The sequence below is a fragment of the Nonomuraea sp. NPDC052116 genome, assembly GCF_040680035.1.
In the GTDB taxonomy this organism is placed as follows: domain Bacteria; phylum Actinomycetota; class Actinomycetes; order Streptosporangiales; family Streptosporangiaceae; genus Nonomuraea; species Nonomuraea angiospora_A.
In genome coordinates, this window is record NZ_JBFAWA010000067.1 from 14867 (window position 1) to 34238 (window position 19372).

Here is a 19372-nt window from a genome sequence, read left to right on the forward strand (position 1 = left end):
GCGGCGGTTGGCGCCGCCCGTGCTCCGCCGTAAAAAATAATGCTTCTCACGCCACGGGCGGCGGTTGGCGCCGCCCGTGCTCCGCCGTAAAAAATAATGCTTCTCACGCCACGGGCGGCGGTTGGCGCCGCCCGTGCTCCGCCGTAAAAAATGATGCTTGTTATGCCTCGGTGAAGCCGCGCGCACGCCCGCCCGCCGACTCGCGCACCGCCGCCGCGACGGCGCCCGCCACGTCGGGGTGGAAGACGCTGGGGACGATGTAGTTGGGACCCAGCTCCTCCGGCGTCACGACGGCGGCGAGGGCGCCGGCCGCGGCCAGCAGCATCTCCTGCGTCACCCCGTTGGCCTGCGCGTCCAGCAGCCCCCGGAAGACGCCCGGGAAGGCCAGCACGTTGTTGATCTGGTTGGGGTAGTCGGAGCGCCCCGTGGCCACCACGGCCGCGTGCTCGCGCGCGTCGTCAGGCGACACCTCGGGCTCCGGGTTGGCCAGCGCGAACACCACCGCGTCCTTGGCCATCGTCGCGATGTCGTCGCCCGTCAGGATGCCCGGCGCCGAGACGCCGACGAAGACGTCGGCGTCCTTGACCGCCCCCCGCAGGTCGCCCGAGTAGCCCTCGGCGTTGGTGTGGTCGGCGATCCACTGCAGCGACTCGTCGAGGTCGTCGCGCCCGCGGTGGACGGCGCCCAGGTAGTCGCAGACGACCACGTTGCGCGCGCCGGCGGCCAGCAGCAGGCGCAGCACCGCGTTGCCGGCCGCGCCCGCGCCCGCCATGGTGATCTTGACGGTCGCGATGTCCTTGTCGACCACCCGCAGCGCGTTGGTGAGCGCCGCGAGCACGCAGATCGCCGTACCGTGCTGGTCGTCGTGGAAGACGGGGATGTCGAGCAGCTCGCGCAGCCGCCGCTCCACCTCGAAGCAGCGCGGCGCGCCGATGTCCTCCAGGTTGATCCCGCCGAACCCGGGCGCGATCACCTGCACCGTGCGGACGATCTCGTCGACGTCCTGCGTGTCGAGGCAGATCGGCCAGGCGTCGATGCCCGCGAAACGTTTGAACAGCGCCGCCTTGCCCTCCATGACCGGCAGCGCGGCCTCGGGGCCGATGTTGCCCAGGCCCAGCACGGCCGAGCCGTCGGTGACGACGGCCACCGTGTTGCGCTTGATGGTCAGGCGCCGGGCGTCCTCCTTGTTGCGCGCGATGGCCATCGACACGCGCGCCACACCCGGGGTGTAGGCCATGGACAGCTCGTCGCGGTTGCGCAGCGGCACCTTGGACTTCATCTCGATCTTGCCGCCGAGATGCATGAGGAACGTGCGGTCGGACACCTTGTGGATGACGACGCCCTCGACCGCCTCGAGCTGGTCGACGATGGCCTGGGCGTGGTCGGTGTCCCTGGCCGCGCAGGTCACGTCGATGCGGAGCTTCTCATGGCCCGCGTTGGTGACGTCGAGGGCTGTGACCACGCCCCCGGCCGACTCTACGGCGTGGGTGAGCTGGCTGACGGCCTTGCCGCCGGCCGGCACCTCGAGACGCACGGTGATGGAGTACGACACACTCGGGACGGTCGCCACGTCAATCGCTCCTTCGGGACTGACCAAGAATTCCCCCATGATAGGGGGCGCCAGGTCAATCCAGTGCCTCGGCCGCCGTGACGATGAGCTCGACGCAGGTGGGAACGGGGATTGTGGTGCTGTCCACGACCAGATGATATTGACAGGAATCCGTCGGATCCGCCCGATAAAAGTGCCGTACGTAGGCCATCCGGGCGCGGTCGTTGTCCTCGATGACCCGGCGGGCCTCGCGCTCGCTCATCCCCGACAGCGTGGCCGTCTGCCGGATCCTGCGCTGGATCGGCGCGTCGAGCCGGACGTGGAGCGCGCCCGGATGATCGGCCAGCACCATGGCCCCCGCCCGGCCGAGGAACACCCCGCCCTGGTCGCGGGCCATGTCCTTGAGCATGCGTTCGGTACGGCGGACGAACTCCTCCGGCGCGTACGGCATCGCGCCGGGCACGTACATGTCGACGCCGCCGAACGTGACGGTCGGCAACCGCATCGCCCCCGAGAGCAACCGCCCGAGGCCGTGCTCGGCCCGGTCGTCGTGGGCGAGCGCCTCCTCCAGCGTGCAGCCCAGCTCCTGGGCGACCGCGCTGGGGATGGCGCGGTCGACGAAGGGCACGCCGAGGCGCTCCGCGACGGCCGGGCCGATCTGGCTACCGGCCGTGCCGTATGTCGCGGATATGGTGACGACCCGCATACACCCAGGTTAGAACAGTGCGCTCGCCAAAGCTCTACGTGCTTTCGCCAAAGATGGATCGTCGGCCGGCAACGCGTCGAACAAGCCGAGCAGGTGGCGCCTGGCCTTGTCGCGCTCGTCGCCCGAGGTGCGCTTGACCACGGCGATGATGCGGCCGAACGCCTCGTCGACCGAGCCGGACAGCATCTCCAGGTCCGCGGCGAGCAACTGCGCCTCGATGTCGGCGGGGTCCTGCAGGCGCCGCTGGACGTCGGCGGGGTCGGCGCTCTCGGTGCGCTTGATGAGGCTGACGCCGGCCAGGCCCATCTTGGCGTCCTCGTTGCCCGGCGCGCGGGCCAGCAGCCGCTCGTACGCCGCCGCGGCCGCGTCGAGGTCGCCGCCGTCGATGGCCTGCTCGGCGGCCACCAGGTCGGGGTCGGCGGGCGGCCCCGCGGGCGCCTCCTGCTCGCCGGGCTCCGCCGCCGCGGGCCGGGCGTCGGGGTTGGCCTGGTAGAACTGCTCGACCGCGCCCATCAGCTCGTCGAGCCAGCGGCGCACCTCCTGCTCGGGCAGCACCTGCTGGAAGCCGGTGACGGCCTGCCCCTGGAAGATGGCCAGCACGGTCGGCACGGCCTGCACGCGCAGCGCCTGGGCGATCTGCGGGCTGGCGTCGACGTTGACCTTGGCCAGCACGGCCCGGCCGCCGAGATCGCCGACGACCTTCTCCAGCACCGGGCTGAGCTGGGCGCTGCCCGGCGCCCGCGGCGACCACAGGTCGAGGACCACGGGCGTGGTCATCGAGCGGTCGATGACCTCGGTCGTGAACGTCTCCTCGGTCACGTCCACGATCGAGGCCGACGCGGCCGCCTGGGGACCCGCCGCCTCCCGCCGGGCCTGCGCCTCGAGGGCCTGCTTGCGCGCGCCCAGGTCAATCGCTCCGTAGAGCGACCCGGGCCTAGAGAAGTCCGCCATGCTCTTCATCTTGCCGCATCACCGGGGCGGCGCAGTCACCCGCCGCCCTCTTGGAAGTCGCCCGCCGCCACCCGGAGGGTGCGCAACTGGGTGAACATCCGGTCGAGTTCGTCCTCGGCGTACATGGTCAGGCCGAACTCGGCGCCCATCAGGTCGCGGGTGGCCCGCTCCACGACGTCCCGGCCGGTCTTGGTGATCTCGGCGAGCACGCCGCGCCCGTCCCGCGGGTTGGGCAGCCGGCAGACGAACCCGGACTTCTCCAGCCTGTCCACCGTGTTCGTGACGCTGGTGGGGTGGACCATGAGCCGCTCGCCGATCTTCGACAGCGGGAGCGCGCCTGCCTTGCTGAACGTCAGCAGGACCAGCGCCTCGTACCGGGCGAAGGTCAGGTCGTACGGCTTCAGGAGCGAGTCGAGCTGCGACAGCAGGATCTGGTGGGCTCTCATGATCGAGGTCACGGCGGCCATGGCGGAGGAGGGCCCGAAGTGGGCACGCCAGCTCTCCGCGGCCCGGTCGATGGGGTCGAACGGCAGGTTGAGCGGCTTGGGGTGCGACACAGCGCATACGGTAGCGCGCCCCTCGTCCCGGTTCGTCTGGTGACCTGGAGCGACAGGCTTCCCCGCTTGACCAAGAATCCGGACGTCAATCATCACGCTCAGTTATGGTTCTCGTACGTATGGTGACGCAGAAGCCAAGTCCATCGGCCTGTGGGGACAGGCCGGACTCATTCGCTTCGGCCTTGCCGAGGGGCACGGGGGGTGCTTGATGAAGGTCAACGGGGAAAAGGGTGCGTGAGCACGCGGGCATTTCACGAGAGGAGCTGAAGCAGAGCGCGGCCGTCACGGTGGCCGTGCTCCTGGCGATCGGGCTGCTGGCGGCGTGGAATGTCCTGATACCTGGCGTGGACGCGTGGGAGAACATCGTGGCCGCGGTCATCGGCTCGTTGCGGATGACCGGGCCGGTGGCCGCCGCGTTCGCGGCGTGGGTGGCGTTGCGCAAGCGCAGGGCGTTGCGCGGGCGCCCGCTCACGACGTGGCGCGCGCTCAAGGCGCCGCTGGCGATCGTGGTGGTGGTGCTCGGGTCGTTCGGTGCGACGGTGCTGGTGTTGGCGGTCAAGACGGTGCTCACCGACCAGTCGGGGCGGCTGAGCCTGTCCGGCCTGGGCATGGGCATGGCGGGGCTGGCGCTCTACTCGGTGATCGGCTGGGTGGCCGGCTGGGTGGTGCCCAAGGCGTTCACGCCGCCGCTGGCCGGGCTGGCCTGCTATGGACTGTTCTCGTGGCTGGCCGACGACCGGGGCTGGGCGGACAAGCTGGCGCCCGGCACCGGGGAGCCGTACGACCTGTTCCAGGGGTTGAGCGGGGCGCCGTTCTTCGACCAGACGATCTGGCTGCTCGGCATCACGGCGGCGCTGCTGCTCGGCTGGGCGGCGCTGGTGACCAGGCAGGCGCTGGTGCTGGCGTGCGCGCTGCTGTCCGTGCTGGCGGCCGGGATGGGCGTGTCGCGGGTGCTGGCCCAGCCGAAGCCGGCCGCGGCCGTGGACATCGCCTACAGCTGCCAGGACTGGCCGATCACGGTGTGCGTGCACCCGGGGATGCGGGCGGGGCTGACCGAGCTGGGGGCGGCGTTCACGCAGATCGCCTCCCGGCTGGCGGGGACGCCCGCCGCGTTCACGCGGGTGGAGCAGCGGCCGCTGGAGGAGGAGCTGAAGCCCTCGAACGGCCTGGCGCCCGTCCACGTGCCCGACCTGTCCGCGGGGTTCGCGGAGGAGGCGGCGTACGAGTACATCGAGTCCCTGGCCGCCCGCTGCCCCGGCACGGTCGCGGACGGTTACCGGGAGATCGTGATGGCGTGGCTGCGCGGGGAGCCCCTGCCCGGCGGGCCGCTGCCCGAGCACCAGTACGCGGCGTCGTGGTTCTCGTGGCTGAGCGAGCACCAGCGCAGGGAGTGGCTGCGGATGTTCTACAGCGACTTCCAGAACTGCGGGCTGTCGAGCATGTACTTCGGCGGCGGCGGTGCGGCGCGGCCGCAGGTGGCGCCGTCGGCCCGCCCGACGCCGGAGTCGAGCCACGTCTACCCCGTGTACCCGGAGGGCGAAGGCACACCGAACTCGACCCCCAGCACGTCCATGGCCGGTCTGAGCTAGGCGGCGGATGGATGGATCGGAAGATGTCACCAAACGGCTGGCAATGATGATCGCCCGACGGGTAGTCATGCACCCATGACGACTTCCCGTACGACGCCGCTCGAGGTGACCACCGCGCGGCGCCGCAGGTGGCGATACGTGGCGGGTTTCCTGGTCCTGGCGGTCCTGCTCGTGGTGGGCGGCCGCCTGGCCTGGACCTGGCTCAACCCGCTCGGCGAACAGGCCATCGACCGCAGTCAGCCGGTGCTCCTGCAGTCCATCAAGGACCTCAGCCGCTTCGAGGCCGCCACGGGGAACTTCCAGGTGGTCGTGGACCTGGAGAAGGACGCCAACTTCCTGCCCGACGCGATCAAGGGCACCCGCACGCTGTTCGTCGGGGCGGGCGGGGTGGACGCGTACGTGGACTTCTCCGGCCTGGCCGGGAACGCCGTGACGGTGTCGGAGGACCGCACCCAGGCGACCGTGCTCCTGCCCCGTGCCCAGCTGGAGAAGCCCAACCTGGACAACAGCCGCTCGTACGTGTACGCGCAGCAGCGCGGGCTGTTCGACCGGGTGCAGGACTTCCTGTCCGGGTCGCCAGGGGACCAGCGGGAGCTCTATCTGCTGGCGGAGAAGAAGATCACCGAGGCGGCGGTGGCGAGCGACCTGCGCGCCAGGGCGGACACCAACACCAAGGCCATGATGACCGGCCTGCTGAAGTCGCTCGGCTTCACGAAGGTCACGGTGAAGTTCACGGACGAGCCCTAAGGACGACTCACGGGCGCCTTAGTCGCCTGGCGCGCCTGCCTAAGTACCTTCCTATCTGGCCTTACGTCCGGAGATAAGGCATCCGCCCGATGTGTCCGGGAGGGCCTTAGGAGGAGTCTTAAGAGTGCAGGGAAGAACCACGAGCCACAAGGGGCCTCCATGAACGCCGAACTCGAGTACACCGTGATGCAGCACCACGCCTCCGAGCTCCGCCGCGCCGCGGCCGAGCAGCGGCGGGTGCGCGAGGCGCAGAAGAGCCTGCGGCCGGAGCGCCGCAACCGCTCGGTCTTCGCCAGGTTCCTCGCCTCATGACCGTCCACAAGCAGCCCGGCCGCACCCTCCCTCGCGGCCGGGCTGAACAGCCCCCGTAGGGGGCGACGTCAGGGACCCGAATCCTGGTGGGTCCCTGCATCGCGGAGCCCCGGTCCATTCCTGGTCGGACCGGGGCATCGCGCTGTCCGGGCCGAGGGCGCTCAAACGGTGATGACGGCCTTGCCACGCACCTGTCCCCGTTCCAGGCTGCGGATGGCCTCGGGGACCTCGCTGAGCGGGTACGTCCGGTCGACCACCGGCGTGACCTGACCGGAGCCGACGAGCTCCGCCACCGCTCGCAGGTCGGCCTCTCGGAACGACATGAAGACCACGCGCAGCCGCTGGCGGGCGAACGGGTCCAGCAGCACCGTCCGGAGCTGGCGGTCGGTGCCGGCCAGCCACCGCCCGCCGCGTTCGCCGCCGACGATGACCACCGTTCCGCGGGGCGTGAGGGCTCGGCGCAGGTGGCGCAGCGGGCGGTTGCCCGCCGTGTCGACGATGACGTCGTAGCGGCTCCCCCGGCCGGCGAAGTCCTCGCGGGCGTAGTCGACGACCTCGGCCGCGCCGATCGACCGTACGAGGTCCGCCTTCGCCGCGCTGCACACGCCCGTGACCTCCGCCCCGGACGCCTTGGCGAGCTGCACCGCGTACGTCCCCACTCCCCCGCCCGCGCCGATGACCAGCACCCGCTGCCCCGCCCGCACCCGGGCCTGGTCGCGCAGGGCCTGGAGGGCGGTGATGGCCGAGGTCGGCACGGCCGCCGCGGACTCGAACGCGAGGTCGCCCGGGATCGGCGCGAGCCGGTCCTCGCGGGCGCACGCGTACTCGGCGAAGGCCCCGCCGCCGCACGTGCCGAACACCCGGTCGCCGGGCCGGAACCGGGTCACGCCCGCGCCGACCGCCTCGACGACCCCCGCGACGTCGGTGCCGGGCCGGCCCTTGGGCGCGCGCAGCCCGATCGCCGGGCGCATCAGGTACGGGATGCCGGTCATCATGTGCCAGACGCCCATGTCGAGCCCGGCCGCGCGCACGCGTAACAGCACGTCGGTCTCACCGGGCGACGGCTTCTCAATGTCCCGAAATTTCAAGACATCGGCGGTCCCGTACGCGTCCTGAACGATCGCCTTCATGGCGACTCCCCCTCTGGATAGTGGAACACGTCATCGAGCGGGACCCCGAACACCCGCGCGATCTGGAACGCCATCTCCAACGACGGCGAGTAGCGGCCCTGCTCGACGGCGATGATGGTCTGCCTGGTCACGCCGACCCGTTCGGCCAGCTCCGCCTGCGTCATCTCCCCGCCGGCGAACCGCAGGGCCCGGATCGAGTTCGTGACCTTGGTGGGCTTCACCATGACGGCAGGCCCCGGCGGTAGGCGACGATCTTCAGCGCGGACCCCAGGACCGACGACAGCACGAACGCCAGGTAGATCACGTTCGCGATCCAGAAGTAGCCGACCTCGGCCAGGGCCATCCACAACGCCGCCAGCCCGCCCAGAACGAGGCACCACTGGCCGGCGTATTGGCCGTAGCGCCAGATCTCACGGTCACGCTGGTCCTTCATCCCGGCGCCTCGGCGGAAGACCGCCGAGAGCGCTATGTCGAGGACGATCGTCGCCGCGATCGCGCCTCCGATGCTCCACAGCAGCGTCGCCGCGTAGGGCACCTCCGCGATGGAGGTGCCGCCTGCTCGGCCGAGGACGATCGCGACGTACGTGCCGTACGCGCAGACCGAGACCACGGCCATGATCCACGCGCGTCTCTCTTCGGATGCCATGCCTCGAATGTAAAACATCCCGGACTTCGTGTCTAGAATTCTTTACATGGCCGAGCGCGAGAAGGGCCCCGGGGCTCTCCCCGGGGCCCGCGAGGACTCCTACTGCTTGGGGACCGAGATGATCAGCGCGTCACCCTGGCCGCCGCCGCCGCAGAGCCCGGCGGCGCCCAGGCCGCCGCCCCGGCGCTTCAGCTCGTACGCCAGCGTCAGCACGATCCGCGCGCCCGAGGCCCCGATCGGGTGGCCCAGGGCGATGCCGCCCCCGTTGACGTTGACCTTGTCCAGCGGCACGCCCAGCTCCTTGGCGGACTGCAGGACCACGCTGGCGAAGGCCTCGTTGATCTCCACCAGGTCCAGGTCGCCGGCCGTCGCGCCCTGCTTCGACAGCGCGTGCTTGATGGCGTTGGCCGGCTGGGACTGCAGGGACGCGTCCGGGCCCGCGACGTTGCCGTGCCTGCCGATCTCCGCCAGCCACTCCAGGCCCAGCTCCTCGGCCTTCGACTTCGACATGACCACGACGGCGCAGGCCCCGTCCGAGATCTGCGAGGCGGAGCCGGCCGTGATCGTGCCGTCGGCGGCGAAGGCCGGGCGGAGCTTGGCCAGGGTCTCCGGGGTGGTGTCACCGCGTACGCCCTCGTCCTCCTTGACGATCAGCGGCTCGCCGCGGCGCTGCGGGATCTCCACCGGGACGATCTCCTCGTCGAAGAGGCCGTTCTTGATGGCGGCGGCGGCCAGCTGGTGGGAGCGGGCCGACAGCGCGTCCTGCTCCTCGCGGCCGATGCCGAGCCGGGCGTTGTAGTGCTCGGTCGACTCGCCCATCGCGCGCTGGTCGAACGCGCAGAACAGCCCGTCGTGGGCCATCGAGTCGACGACCTGCGAACCGCCGTACTTGACGCCCTTGCGCAACCCGGGCAGGAGGTGGGGGGCGTTGGTCATGGACTCCATGCCGCCGGCCACCACGATGTCGAACTCGCCCGCGCGGATGAGCTGGTCGGCCAGCGCGATGGCGTCCAGGCCCGACAGGCAGACCTTGTTGATGGTGACGGAGGGGACCGTCATGGGGATGCCGGCTTTGACGGCGGCCTGGCGGGAGGGGATCTGGCCAGCGCCGGCCTGCAGGACCTGGCCCATGATGACGTACTCGACGGCCTCCGGCGCGACCCTGGCACGCTCCAGCGCGGCCTTGATGGCGACGCCCCCGAGGTCCACGGCGGCCAGCCCGGACAGGGATCCCAGGAGCTTGCCGATGGGCGTTCGAGCTCCGGCCACGATGACGGAACTGGACATGACAGGGGCCTCCTACGCTCACGTCGGGTTCTTTGACACCATACCCACGAGTAGGCGGACGCTCGCTATGGAGGTGGGCCACATATGTTCATGCGGATCGACCACATCGGAATCGCGTGCAAGGACATCGAAGAGAAGATCGCGTTCTTCTCGGAGACGTTCGAGCTGACCGTGGTCGCCAGGGAGGTCAACGAGGAGCAGGGCGTGAAGGAGGCCATGCTGCGCATCTCCGACGGAGAAGGTGGGGGCTCCTACATTCAGCTTCTGGAACCTCTCTCTGAGGACTCCCCTGTGGGAAAATTCCTCGCTAAGCGTGGCGAGGGCGTCCATCATGTGGCATTCGGGGTTCCCGATGTCGCCCAGGCGATGGCTAAGATCAACGAGAAGGGTGTGAGGCTCCTGGACGAGCGTCCCAGGCACGGGTCGATGGGCTCCGAGATCGCGTTCCTGCACCCCAAGGACGTGGGAGGAATGCTGACGGAGTTGGTGCAGGCGGCCAAGCCCTAACGCCGGACCTGACAAATGTTAAAAAACGTTCATATGTAACTAGTCACGCAGAAAGTTGGACGGGGCTTCGCAGGTGGCACCAGCGGAGTACGCTTGACCTTCCACCGGACATGGAGCCTGCCCTTTGGCACCGGCTCCTGGATCGGATGCCCCGAACCCCCCGTCCGGCCCGTGTAGCCGTCTCGACAACCCAGGATTGAGCCTCCATGCAGTCCGACATCGACGCCCAGCTCAACAATTTCTTCGAGGACGCCCCCGCACGCGAGTTCGACGTGGTGCTCCGCGGTTACGACCGGCATCAGGTCCACGATCATCTGAAGCAGCTAGACGGAGAGCTACGGCAGTCCCGCGAGCAGGTGACGAGCCTGCAGCGCGACCTGTCCGACTCCCAGCGCCAGTTGCAGGAGCAGGAGCGCCCCACCTACTCCGGTCTCGGCGCCCGCATCGAGCAGCTGCTCCGCCTGGCCGAGGAGCAGGCCACGGAGCTCGTCCAGGCCGCCAGGTCCGAGGCCAACGAGATCAAGGCCGCGGCCAAGGTCGAGGCCGCCGACATGCGGGCCGCCGCCGAGGCCGAGGCCGCCGAGAAGCGCGCCGTGGCCACGCGGGAGAGCGACGAGATGCGCTCCGCCGCCGACCGCGACGCCGAGGAGACCCGCTCGACCGCCCGCCGCGAGGCCGACGAGCTGACCAACACCACCGATCGCGAGGTCGCCAAGCTGCGGGCCACCGCCGACCACGAGGTGGCGGAGAAGCGGGCCGACGCCGAGCGGGAGATCGCCAAGCTCCGCACCACCGCCGAGCGCGAGGTCGCCCAGCTGCGGGCCTCGACCAAGCGCGAGCGCGACGAGGTGCTGACCACCGCCAAGCGGCAGGCCGACGAGATGCGCGCGCAGGCTCAGCGGGTGCTGGAGGAGTCGGAGGCCAAGCGGGCGCAGGACGAGGCGGAGTTCGAGATCCAGCTCGCCTCCCGCCGCGAGGAGGCCGAGCGCCAGGAGGCCGAGCGCCACGCCACCGCCCAGGCCAACACCCAGCGCATGGTCGCCGAGGCCGAGCAGCGCGCGGCCACGGCCGAGTCGCGGGCCACGAAGGCCACCCAGCAGGCCGAGCAGACCCGCCGCGAGGCGGACCTGCACGCCAAGCAGCTCGTCGCCAACGCCCGCAAGAGCTCCGAGACGATCGTGGCCGAGGCCAAGACGAGCGCCGACACGATCGTCACCGAGGCGAAGAACGAGGCCGAGCGCACCCGCACGACCATGCAGCGCCAGGTCGACGAGCTCACCCGCCAGCGCGACAGCATCACCAGCCACCTCGCCCAGCTGCGCCAGCTGCTCGGCGGCGCGGCCCTGCCCGGCATGGAGCCGGAGCCCGCGGTCACGGCGGCCCCGGCCAAGCCGGCGCTCGCCGCTCCCGTGTCGGAGGCCCCGGCCACGACGCCCGCGGCGAAGGCCGAGAGCAAGTCCGAGGACGACGCCGAATGGTGGCAGGAGTAACCACCGGCCCACAGGTCGGGACTGCACACGGGGGCTGAAGAGCAGGCTGGAGAGAGCCTGGCGATCCAATGGTCGCTAGGCTCTCTCTTTGCTGTTTACCGACAATCTCGGGAGTGTCACCTTGTCCGCGGATGTCGATCCCACCGCCCCGGAGCCCACCGAGTCCGCAGAATCCACGACCGCAAAGAGAGCTGCCCCGGCCCAGGAGGGTGACGGCGGCACTCAGCCGTACGGACTGCCCGGGAAGCCGCTCGCCCGCGGCCCCTTCCTGTTCGGGCTGGTCGGCGGGCTGGGGGTGCTGACGGCGATCGCGATCGCCCAGATGGTCGTCGCGTCGCTGAGCACGATCATCCTGGTCGTCGTGGCCATGTTCCTGGCCGTCGGCCTCAACCCGGCCGTCGAGGCCCTGCAGCGCCGCGGCCTGGCCCGGCGGGGGGCGATCTCGATCGTGTTCGCCGGGGTCATCGTGGCGTTCGCGCTGTTCGGCCTGGCCGTGGTGCCGCCGGTGAGCCAGCAGCTGTCGGAGTTCGTGGCGGCGGTGCCCACGTACGTCACCGAGCTCGGCAAGAATCCGACGCTGCACCAGCTCGACGCCGACTACCAGATCCTGGCGCAGCTCAAGACGTTCCTGACGTCCACGCTGGGGCCGTCGCTGGCCAGCGGCATCATGGGCGCGGGGCTGGTGGTGCTGAACGGCGTCTACACCACTGTGACGCTGCTGGTGCTCATGCTCTACTTCCTCGGCTCGCTGCAGACGATCAAGGACTACCTGCTCAAGCTCGTACCGGCCTCCCGCAGGACCCGGACGAGGGCGATCAGCGAGCAGATCCTCTCCGGCATCGGCGGGTACGTGGCGGGCAACGTGCTCATCTCGGTCATCGCGGGCTTCCTGACCTGGATCTTCCTGTCCATCGCCGGAGTGCAGTACGCGCTCGCGCTCGCCCTGGTCGTGGCGCTGACGGACCTGATCCCGCTGGTGGGCGCCACGATCGGCGCGGTGCTCGTGACCGGGGTCGCGCTGCTGCAGTCGGTGCCCGCGGGGATCGCGTGCGCGGTCTTCTTCGTGATCTATCAGCAGGTCGAGAACTACTTCATCTATCCGAGGGTGATGAAGCGCTCGGTGGACGTGGCGCCGGCGGTGACGGTGATCGCCGCGCTGTTCGGCGGGGCGCTGCTGGGGATCGTCGGCGCGCTGCTGGCCATTCCGGTGGCGGCGGCCATCGCGTTGATCGTCCGGGAGGTGGTCCTGCCGCGCCAGGACCACGTCTGAGGGCCTCCCGGGGAGGGGCCGAGTCCGGTTGCCGACCGCGCCCCCGTCGCCCGTCTCACTCCGGCTGAGCTCCTTCGGGGAGAGGGAGGGCTGAGGTCCTTCGGGCCGGGGATGCGTGCGCGGGCGGGCAGCCGTTGTCCCTTGGCCGCCGGGTGGGGTCAGGGGCGGGGGGTGGCGAGGTCGGTGCGGAGGAATTCGGTGATCGCCGTGTTGAACGCCTCGGGCTGCTCCACCGCGCTCAGATGGCCCGCCTTCGGGATGATCTCCAGTCGCCCGTCGGGTACGGCGCGCGCCATCGCCTCCGCGTCGGCGGGTGGCGAGAGCTCGTCCTCCTCCCCCACCACGACCAGCAGCGGCACCTTCAGCGCGCTCAGCGTGTCGAACGAGTCGGGCCGCGCGGCCATCGCCCGTTGCGCCCAGGCGACCGCGCCCGGCGGCGCGGACTGCACGAGCCCTTTGACACGCCCGAACACCATGGCCCGCCGCTCCCTCGTGGTCGGCCCGATGAGCGCCGGGAGCACCTCGCTGACCAGCACCTCGCTGCCCTCGGAGAGCACGGCCTGAGCGATGCGCTCCCTGTTGTCCCGCGCTGGGAGCGGGTCGGCGCCGGCCTTGGTGTCGGCCAGGATCACGCCGAGCACCCGGTCGGGGTGCCGGCGGCAGAACGCCATGGTCACGTAGCCGCCCATCGACAGCCCGCCCACCACCGCCCGCTCGATGCCCTCGTCATCGAGCAGCCTGGCGACGTCGTCGGCCATCAGGTCGAGCGACGGCTCGTCGTCACCCAGGCGGGACCCGCCGAAGCCGCGCAGGTCGGGTGTGATGACCCGGCAGGCCTTGGCCAGTCCCTCGCGCTGGGCCAGCCACATGGCCGACGAGAGCGGGAAGGCGTGAAGCAGCACAACCGGGAGCCCGGTTCCGGCCGATCTCGTGTAGAGCTGCACGGACCACACGGTAGCCCGGTTCACGGCCGCAAGCACTCAATGTCGTATGCCTATATCTGCCGAAAATCGAAGACTGCTTCTCTAAAGCTCCCCATAAAGGCGGCATTTCACCAATGTCGGCTATAAAACTGGCATTGGCCGGCGAATAATCGCGTACCCAATTAGATGGCGGTGGCGCCGCCGTCCACGAACAGCACCTGGCCCGTCATGTACGCGGAAGCCGAGCTGGCCAGGAACACGGCCGGCTGGGCCATCTCCGCCACCGTCCCCCAGCGCCGCATGGGCACGGTGGCGACCGTGGCCGCGCCGGAGGTCTCGTCCTCCCAGAGGTTCCGGTTGAGGTCGGTGGCCGTCCAGCCGGGGCACAGCGCGTTGACCCGCACCCCCGCCCGCGCCCACTCCACGGCCAGCGTCTTGGTCAGCGCCACCAGCCCGGCCTTGGCGGCGGCGTACGGGGCGAGGAAGGGGGCGCCGAGCGCCGCCACCGACGCCACGTTGATGACCGTGCCGCCACCCCGCTCCAGCAGGTGAGGCGCGACGGTGTGGCAGACGATCATGGCCGAGTCGAGGTTGAGCCGCATCAGCTTGTCCCACCCCGACAGCCGCAGGTCCTTGAACTCGACGAGGAAGTTGGAGCCACCCGCGTTGTTGACCACGATGTCGAGGTGCCCGAGCCCGTCGATCGCCGCCGCGACGGCCCCCGCGGCGGCGTCGCGGTCGGTGAGATCGGCGGGGATGACGACCGCGCGCCTGCCCAGCGCCTCGACCTCCTTGGCCACCTCGGCCAGGCTCTCGGCCGAGCGGGACACGAGCGCCACGTCGGCCCCCGCCTCGGCGTAGGCGAGCGCGATGCCCCGCCCGATCCCCTTCGACGCTCCCGTGACCAGAGCCTGCTTCCCACTGAGATCGAACGCGCCCACGCTGCCTCCTCGAGTCTTTACCGAACAAGATTCTAGTGACATGACACCCGAAAACGCCACCGGCGCGGAACCTGTGAGGGTCCCGCGCCGGTGTCCGATCAGTAGGGGCTAACCTCCCAAGCCCCAGATGATGATGTCGAGCGCGTCGGCTATTCCGCTCTTGTCGAGATACTGGTTGACCTTGAAGCCGGTTTCGGCGATCGTGCCCGTCCTCGTGTTCTCGGGCTCGACCTTCTCCGGCCGGAAGATCTGACGTTCACCCTGGCCGGAGCCGCCGGGCCGGGCCGCCGGCGGCGGTCCGTCCGGATACATCCGGCCGTCTCGGTAGACGGTGTAGGACTGCGTCGGCTGGGTCGAGCCGTCGTTGCGGTAGATCTGGCTCGGCCGTGGCTGCATCGGCTGCCGGCTGTCCCTGGGCGGCGACTGCCGCTGCTGCGCCCTGTGGCTGGTCGGCCGCTGCGCCGGACGCTGCCGTGCCCGCTGGATCCCGCTGGGGAGCCGGCCGGCCCGCCTGTTGCGCGTCCTGGCCGCCGCCGCGGCCCGGCGCTTGGCCGCCTGCTCAGCGGCCTTTCTCCTCGCCTCTCTCTTCGCCGCCGCCGCGGCCCGCCGCTGTGCCCGTGCCGTGGCCGCCTTCCTGGCCCGCTCGGCCGCCCTCTTCTTGGCCTGTTCCTGGAGCTTCTTCCTGGCCGCGGCCGCGGCCTTCTTCCGCGCCGCCTCCAGGGCCCGCTTCTTGGCCTCGGCCGCGGCTCTCCGCCTGGCCTCCGCCAGTGCCCGGCGCCGTGCCGCCGCGAGGGCGGCCCTTCTCGCCGCCGCACGCGCCGCCGCGATGGCGGCCCGCCTGGCGGCGGCCATCGCCAGCCTCCTGGCGATGATCTGCGCCGAGACCCGCACCACGATCGCCGCGACGAACCAGAACAGCTGGCCGTCGGGGTCGCTCATGGTGACGGGGCTGTTGTTGGCGTAGGCGTAGGCGTTGAGCTGCTGCGGGTTCTGCTCCTCCATGACGGGGTCGACCGACAGGAAGCGCCCGTTCTTGGGGTCGTACTCGCGGGCCCCGAGGTGGACCAGCCCGGTCGTGGAATCCTGCGTGCCTCCCACGAATCCGCGCTGCCCCGGCCAGAACGCCGGTGGCGATCCCCGGTTCTCGCCGAAGGGCGTCGTCCTGCGTACGGCCAGCTCACCGGTCCCGGCGTTCACGGCCGCCTGAGCGGTGCCCTGGTGGTCGTTGACCAGGAAGTAGACCTGGTTGTCCGGCGTGCGCACCGCGATGGGCTCGCCGCCGATGGTGTAGTAGCGAGTCTGCTCGACGGCGTCCTTGGCGAAGTCGAAGCGCAACTCGATGTCGTCGATGAAGAGCGTGGAGTCGGTCGGCGTCTTGCGGATCAGCCGGTCGCCCTCCGCGTTGTACACGAAGGACGTCGTCTTGCCCGCCTCCGTCACCGACTCCAGGTTGCCCTCGGCGTCCCAGACCAGGCTCTGGTCGGAGTTGCCGACCTTGCGCCTGGTGGTGTTGCCCGCGGCGTCGTACTCGAAGAGGTCCGACCCGACGGTCTGGAGCGCGTGCGGCTGCTTGGCGCCCGCCGCCGGGTAGGTGGAGCTACGGGTGGTCTCACCCGCGCCACCCCAGGCGTGCTTGATCTCCTTGGTCCGGTTGCCGGTGGCGTCGTACTCGTAGCTGAGCGCGTACGGGGCCACGCCGCCGATCTTGTCGGACTGCGGGCTGCCGCTGGCGCAGTCGTCCGTGCCCGTCCACGCCGAGGTCATCCGGCGCAGATGGTCGTACTTGAAGCACTGCGTGTCCTGGCCGCTCGCGCCCTTGTCGGCGATCTTGGTGATGTTGCCGACCGCGTCGTAGCTGTAGTTGAGGTCCAGGTCGGTCGCCGCGGCGCCCTCCCTGTCCACCCGCATCCTGGACATCCTGCGGGTGCCCTCGTCATGGGTGTAGGTGACCCAGGTCTTCTTGCCTCCCGTGCTCAGCTCCTGCTGCAGGGTCTCGCCCAGCTTGGAGTAGCGGGTCGCGGTCACGTACGTGTTCAGGCCGCTGACCTTGGTCGGCTGGCTGAGCTCGTCGTAGGTGTAGACGACCTGCTCCTCCGCCAGGCCGCCCGCGGCCGGGAAGCTGACGGACTGGACCTGGTCGTCGATCGTGTAGCGGGTGTTGAGCTGGTACGAACCCGCCAGCTTGCCCTCCCGCTCGGGGACGGTGACGGTCTCGCGCAGCGTGCGGTAGTCGGAGTCGATCGCGTTGATCTCGGCCTTGTACGCCTGCCCGCCCGTGTAGCGGATGCTGGCGTTCATGTGGCCCTTGGCCAGCGCGTCGTACTGCCACTCGGCGAGCAGCGGACCGGTCGCGGAGCCGTCGCGCAGCTCCTTCTTGCGGCCCAGCGCGTCGTAGACGTAGTACAACGTCTTGCCGCGCGAGTCGGTCGTGGTGACCAGCTCGTCGGCGTCGTTGTACGTCATCGTGGTGGCCCCCTTGTCGGGGTCCTCCATCTTGATCTCGCGGCCACGCATGTCGTAGTGGTGCTTCCACACGTTGCCCGCCGCGTCGGTCACCGTGGACAGGCGTCCGGCGTGGTCGTAGGTGTACTTCGTGGACTCGTACTCGCCCGTCGGGGTGGCGCCCTTGTACTGGCGCAACTCGATGAGCCGGTCCTCGGCGTCGCCGATGCGGGTCGTGGCGGTGCCGCCGGGCGGCGGCGTGATGTTGACCCGGTCGCCCTGCTGCGTGGTGCTGACCCGGTACTTCTCCTGGCCCTTCGCCTTGAGGATCTGCGCGTTGGCGTCACCGCTGCCGTCGAAGGTCACCACGACCTGGTTGGGCACGTCCACGTCGGCCACGGCGAGCAGGTCGGTGGAGGGCGTCCCGGTGGCGAAGTAGCCGGTGTTCGCCTTGGCCGCCTCGCCGAGCGAGTTGTAGACGGTGTCGGTGATCGTGCGCCCGTCACGCAGCGCCGGGTCCTGCGTCTGCTCGTCGCGGGGCGCGGGCTCCTGGGTCTGGCGCTTGCGCATCAGGCCGTCGTACAGCTCGTGGCTCGCGCTGTAGGTGCCGTCCGCGTTCAGCGTCTTCGTGGTGACGAAGCTGGGACCGTCGGTGCGCATCGAGTAGGCGTACTCGGTGCTGGGCGACTGGTTGGCCGCCTTGCTGCGGTCGGGCTGCCAGACCTTGACCAGGCGGCCGAGCGCGTCGTACTCCATGTCGATGCGGCGGTTGTTCGCGTCGACCTCGGCGTACGGCTCGCCCCAGGCCGGTTCGAGCAGGGTGCGCTCGACGTGGCCCAGCTGGTTGGTCTCCGTGATCTCGGTCGGGGGCGCGCCCGCCGTCGGGGTGTAGGCGGTGGTGGACTTGGTGCCCAGCGCGTCGGTCTCGCTGGTCTCGCGGCCGTAGGCGTCGTAGGTGTGGGTGCTCTCGACGATCGTCGCGCCGTCCCCGGAGACGGTGTTCTCGACGGTGGTCACGTCACCCTTGGTCGGCGCCTGGCCGTACGCCTTGTTGTCGTACTGGACCTTCTGGTCGGAGATGACCTCACCGGCGGCCAGCGTGGACACGGCGGTGCCGCAGCCGGCGGCGACCTTCTGGATCCGGCTCGTGTAGTCGAGCATCCAGCTGGTGTCGTTGCGGGCGTAGGTGTAGCGGGTGCACTGGTCGTCGTCGGTGGTGGCCAGGTCGCCCTTCTCCTCCACCTGGGTGAGCAGGCCCTTGGTGTCGTACTCGCGCTCCTCGCCGGTACGACGCCACTTGCCTCCCTCCAGCGCGGTGCGGGCGACCATGGACTTGGGCTCGACCACGTAGGCGGCCTTGGTGACACCGCTCTGCGTGGACTCGGCGGTCTTGACGGACCAGGGCGCCTCGAGCGTGGCGCTCAGGATGGCACCGCCGTCGCCGTCGTAGACGACCTCCTCGCGCTCGAAGCCGGCGAACTGGTCGAGGTCGTCGAGCTTGACGCCCTCGGTGTCCGTGACCTGCGCGCTGCGCTTGGAGCCGTCGGCCTGCTTGTCACCGTCCATGCCGCGGAAGTAGCGGAACTCCGTCAGCGTGCGCTTGGTGTCCTGGCCGTCGCCCTGACGCACCCGGACCCGGCCATAGCCCCGGAAGTCCGACCACGTGCGGTGCTCGGGCTTGACCAGGATGTTCTCGGCGTAGCGCCAGGCGGTCCCGTCGAGGTACTCGTAGTCGGTGACGACGTTGGGGGCGCCGCCGACGCGGTCCACCTCCATTGTCTGCGTGACCACGTACTTGTGGAACCAGTCGGTCACCTCGGCCTCGTTCGGCGGTGACCAGCGCTGCGGGAAGCAGCGCCTGGCGTTCTTGTCGGCGGCGGGCACGTCGCCGGGCTTGCAGTCGGCGGCGGAGTAGTTGACGCGCAGCTCGCCGCCGGACTCGTTGTTCACGGCCTGCACGCGCCACTTGACCAGCGGAGCGCGGCCCTCGTTGGCGTCCACCCGGTTGGGCAGCTGCACACCGATGAACGTGACCTTGGGCAGCGTGATCGTGCCGCCCACGTGACCGCTCTGCTGGATCGACGCCAGCCACAGCGCCGGGCTCATGCCGTCGCCCGAGGCGGGGAACTGGTGCGCGAGCGTCCAGGAGTCCACCGGGGTGTACTGGCCCGAGGCGTTGATGATCTGCGTGGTGACCTTGGTCAGGCGCTTGCGCGTGAAGAACGTCGGCGCCAGGCGGTCGGTGCACTTCACGCCGGAGTCACAGATCTGGTCGAACGGGACGTCCGGCCAGCTGCTGGCGGTCTCCTTCTTGAGCTGGTCGGC

17 protein-coding genes are annotated in these 19372 nt (G+C 70.2%); 6 read left to right on the forward strand and 11 right to left on the reverse strand.

The window, feature by feature from the left end; translation table 11 throughout:
- Positions 1-160: 160 nt before the first annotated feature.
- The 4 genes from AB0L65_RS60560 to AB0L65_RS60575 are packed head-to-tail and all read right to left on the reverse strand — an operon-like array spanning position 161 to position 3763.
- Entirely contained in the window at positions 161-1570 is a 1410-nt protein-coding gene (locus tag AB0L65_RS60560; protein WP_364266371.1) for an NAD-dependent malic enzyme, read from the reverse strand.
- Positions 1571-1625: 55 nt separating this feature from the next.
- Positions 1626-2255, reverse strand: coding sequence for a cytidylate kinase-like family protein (locus AB0L65_RS60565; protein ID WP_364266374.1), 630 nt, complete (start codon positions 2253-2255; stop codon positions 1626-1628).
- 9 nt (positions 2256-2264) lie between these two features.
- Positions 2265-3206: a tetratricopeptide repeat protein gene (locus tag AB0L65_RS60570; protein WP_364266377.1), complete on the reverse strand. Its 942-nt coding sequence runs from the start codon at positions 3204-3206 to the stop codon at positions 2265-2267.
- Positions 3207-3241: 35 nt separating this feature from the next.
- Positions 3242-3763, reverse strand: coding sequence for a MarR family transcriptional regulator (locus AB0L65_RS60575; protein ID WP_364266380.1), 522 nt, complete (start codon positions 3761-3763; stop codon positions 3242-3244).
- Positions 3764-3993: 230 nt separating this feature from the next.
- On the opposite strand from AB0L65_RS60575, the gene AB0L65_RS60580 reads away from it, so the two are divergent.
- The 3 genes from AB0L65_RS60580 to AB0L65_RS60590 all read left to right on the forward strand — a co-directional run bounded on the left by AB0L65_RS60580 (position 3994) and on the right by AB0L65_RS60590 (position 6411).
- On the forward strand, positions 3994-5352 hold the full coding sequence (locus tag AB0L65_RS60580) for a hypothetical protein (RefSeq protein WP_364266383.1): 1359 nt from the start codon (positions 3994-3996) through the stop codon (positions 5350-5352).
- 75 nt (positions 5353-5427) lie between these two features.
- Complete coding sequence (locus AB0L65_RS60585; protein ID WP_364266386.1) at positions 5428-6099, forward strand: DUF4230 domain-containing protein; 672 nt, start codon at positions 5428-5430, stop codon at positions 6097-6099.
- A gap of 159 nt (positions 6100-6258) precedes the next feature.
- Complete coding sequence (locus tag AB0L65_RS60590) at positions 6259-6411, forward strand: hypothetical protein (protein ID WP_364266389.1); 153 nt, start codon at positions 6259-6261, stop codon at positions 6409-6411.
- Positions 6412-6572: 161 nt separating this feature from the next.
- On the opposite strand, the gene AB0L65_RS60595 is transcribed toward AB0L65_RS60590, so the two are convergent.
- The 4 genes from AB0L65_RS60595 to AB0L65_RS60610 all read right to left on the reverse strand — a co-directional run bounded on the left by AB0L65_RS60595 (position 6573) and on the right by AB0L65_RS60610 (position 9474).
- Entirely contained in the window at positions 6573-7541 is a 969-nt protein-coding gene (locus AB0L65_RS60595) for an NAD(P)-dependent alcohol dehydrogenase (protein WP_364266392.1), read from the reverse strand.
- On the reverse strand, positions 7538-7765 hold the full coding sequence (locus AB0L65_RS60600; RefSeq protein ID WP_364266395.1) for a helix-turn-helix transcriptional regulator: 228 nt from the start codon (positions 7763-7765) through the stop codon (positions 7538-7540). The genes AB0L65_RS60595 and AB0L65_RS60600 overlap by 4 nt, the downstream gene beginning before the upstream one ends.
- On the reverse strand, positions 7759-8187 hold the full coding sequence (locus AB0L65_RS60605; protein WP_364266398.1) for a hypothetical protein: 429 nt from the start codon (positions 8185-8187) through the stop codon (positions 7759-7761). The genes AB0L65_RS60600 and AB0L65_RS60605 overlap by 7 nt, the downstream gene beginning before the upstream one ends.
- A 99-nt stretch (positions 8188-8286) precedes the next feature.
- Positions 8287-9474, reverse strand: coding sequence for an acetyl-CoA C-acetyltransferase (locus AB0L65_RS60610; RefSeq protein WP_364266400.1), 1188 nt, complete (start codon positions 9472-9474; stop codon positions 8287-8289).
- Between the two features lie 84 nt (positions 9475-9558).
- Between AB0L65_RS60610 and mce the strand changes: the two genes are divergently transcribed.
- The 3 genes from mce to AB0L65_RS60625 all read left to right on the forward strand — a co-directional run bounded on the left by mce (position 9559) and on the right by AB0L65_RS60625 (position 12741).
- Positions 9559-9981, forward strand: a complete 423-nt coding sequence (mce, locus tag AB0L65_RS60615; protein ID WP_319712687.1) for a methylmalonyl-CoA epimerase — start codon at positions 9559-9561, stop codon at positions 9979-9981.
- Positions 9982-10187: 206 nt separating this feature from the next.
- Positions 10188-11471 (forward strand): DivIVA domain-containing protein, encoded by a 1284-nt coding sequence (locus AB0L65_RS60620; RefSeq protein WP_364266403.1) that lies wholly within the window; start codon positions 10188-10190, stop codon positions 11469-11471.
- A gap of 121 nt (positions 11472-11592) precedes the next feature.
- Entirely contained in the window at positions 11593-12741 is a 1149-nt protein-coding gene (locus tag AB0L65_RS60625) for an AI-2E family transporter (protein ID WP_364266406.1), read from the forward strand.
- Between the two features lie 158 nt (positions 12742-12899).
- Here AB0L65_RS60625 and AB0L65_RS60630 read toward each other — a convergent pair whose 3' ends face one another.
- The 3 genes from AB0L65_RS60630 to AB0L65_RS60640 form a co-directional block, all read right to left on the reverse strand.
- Positions 12900-13685 (reverse strand): alpha/beta fold hydrolase, encoded by a 786-nt coding sequence (locus tag AB0L65_RS60630; protein ID WP_364266409.1) that lies wholly within the window; start codon positions 13683-13685, stop codon positions 12900-12902.
- 161 nt (positions 13686-13846) lie between these two features.
- Positions 13847-14605, reverse strand: coding sequence for an SDR family NAD(P)-dependent oxidoreductase (locus tag AB0L65_RS60635; protein ID WP_350730050.1), 759 nt, complete (start codon positions 14603-14605; stop codon positions 13847-13849).
- A gap of 108 nt (positions 14606-14713) precedes the next feature.
- Positions 14714-19372: RHS repeat-associated core domain-containing protein (locus AB0L65_RS60640; protein WP_364266412.1), on the reverse strand; the 4659-nt coding region annotated here is incomplete at its 5' end.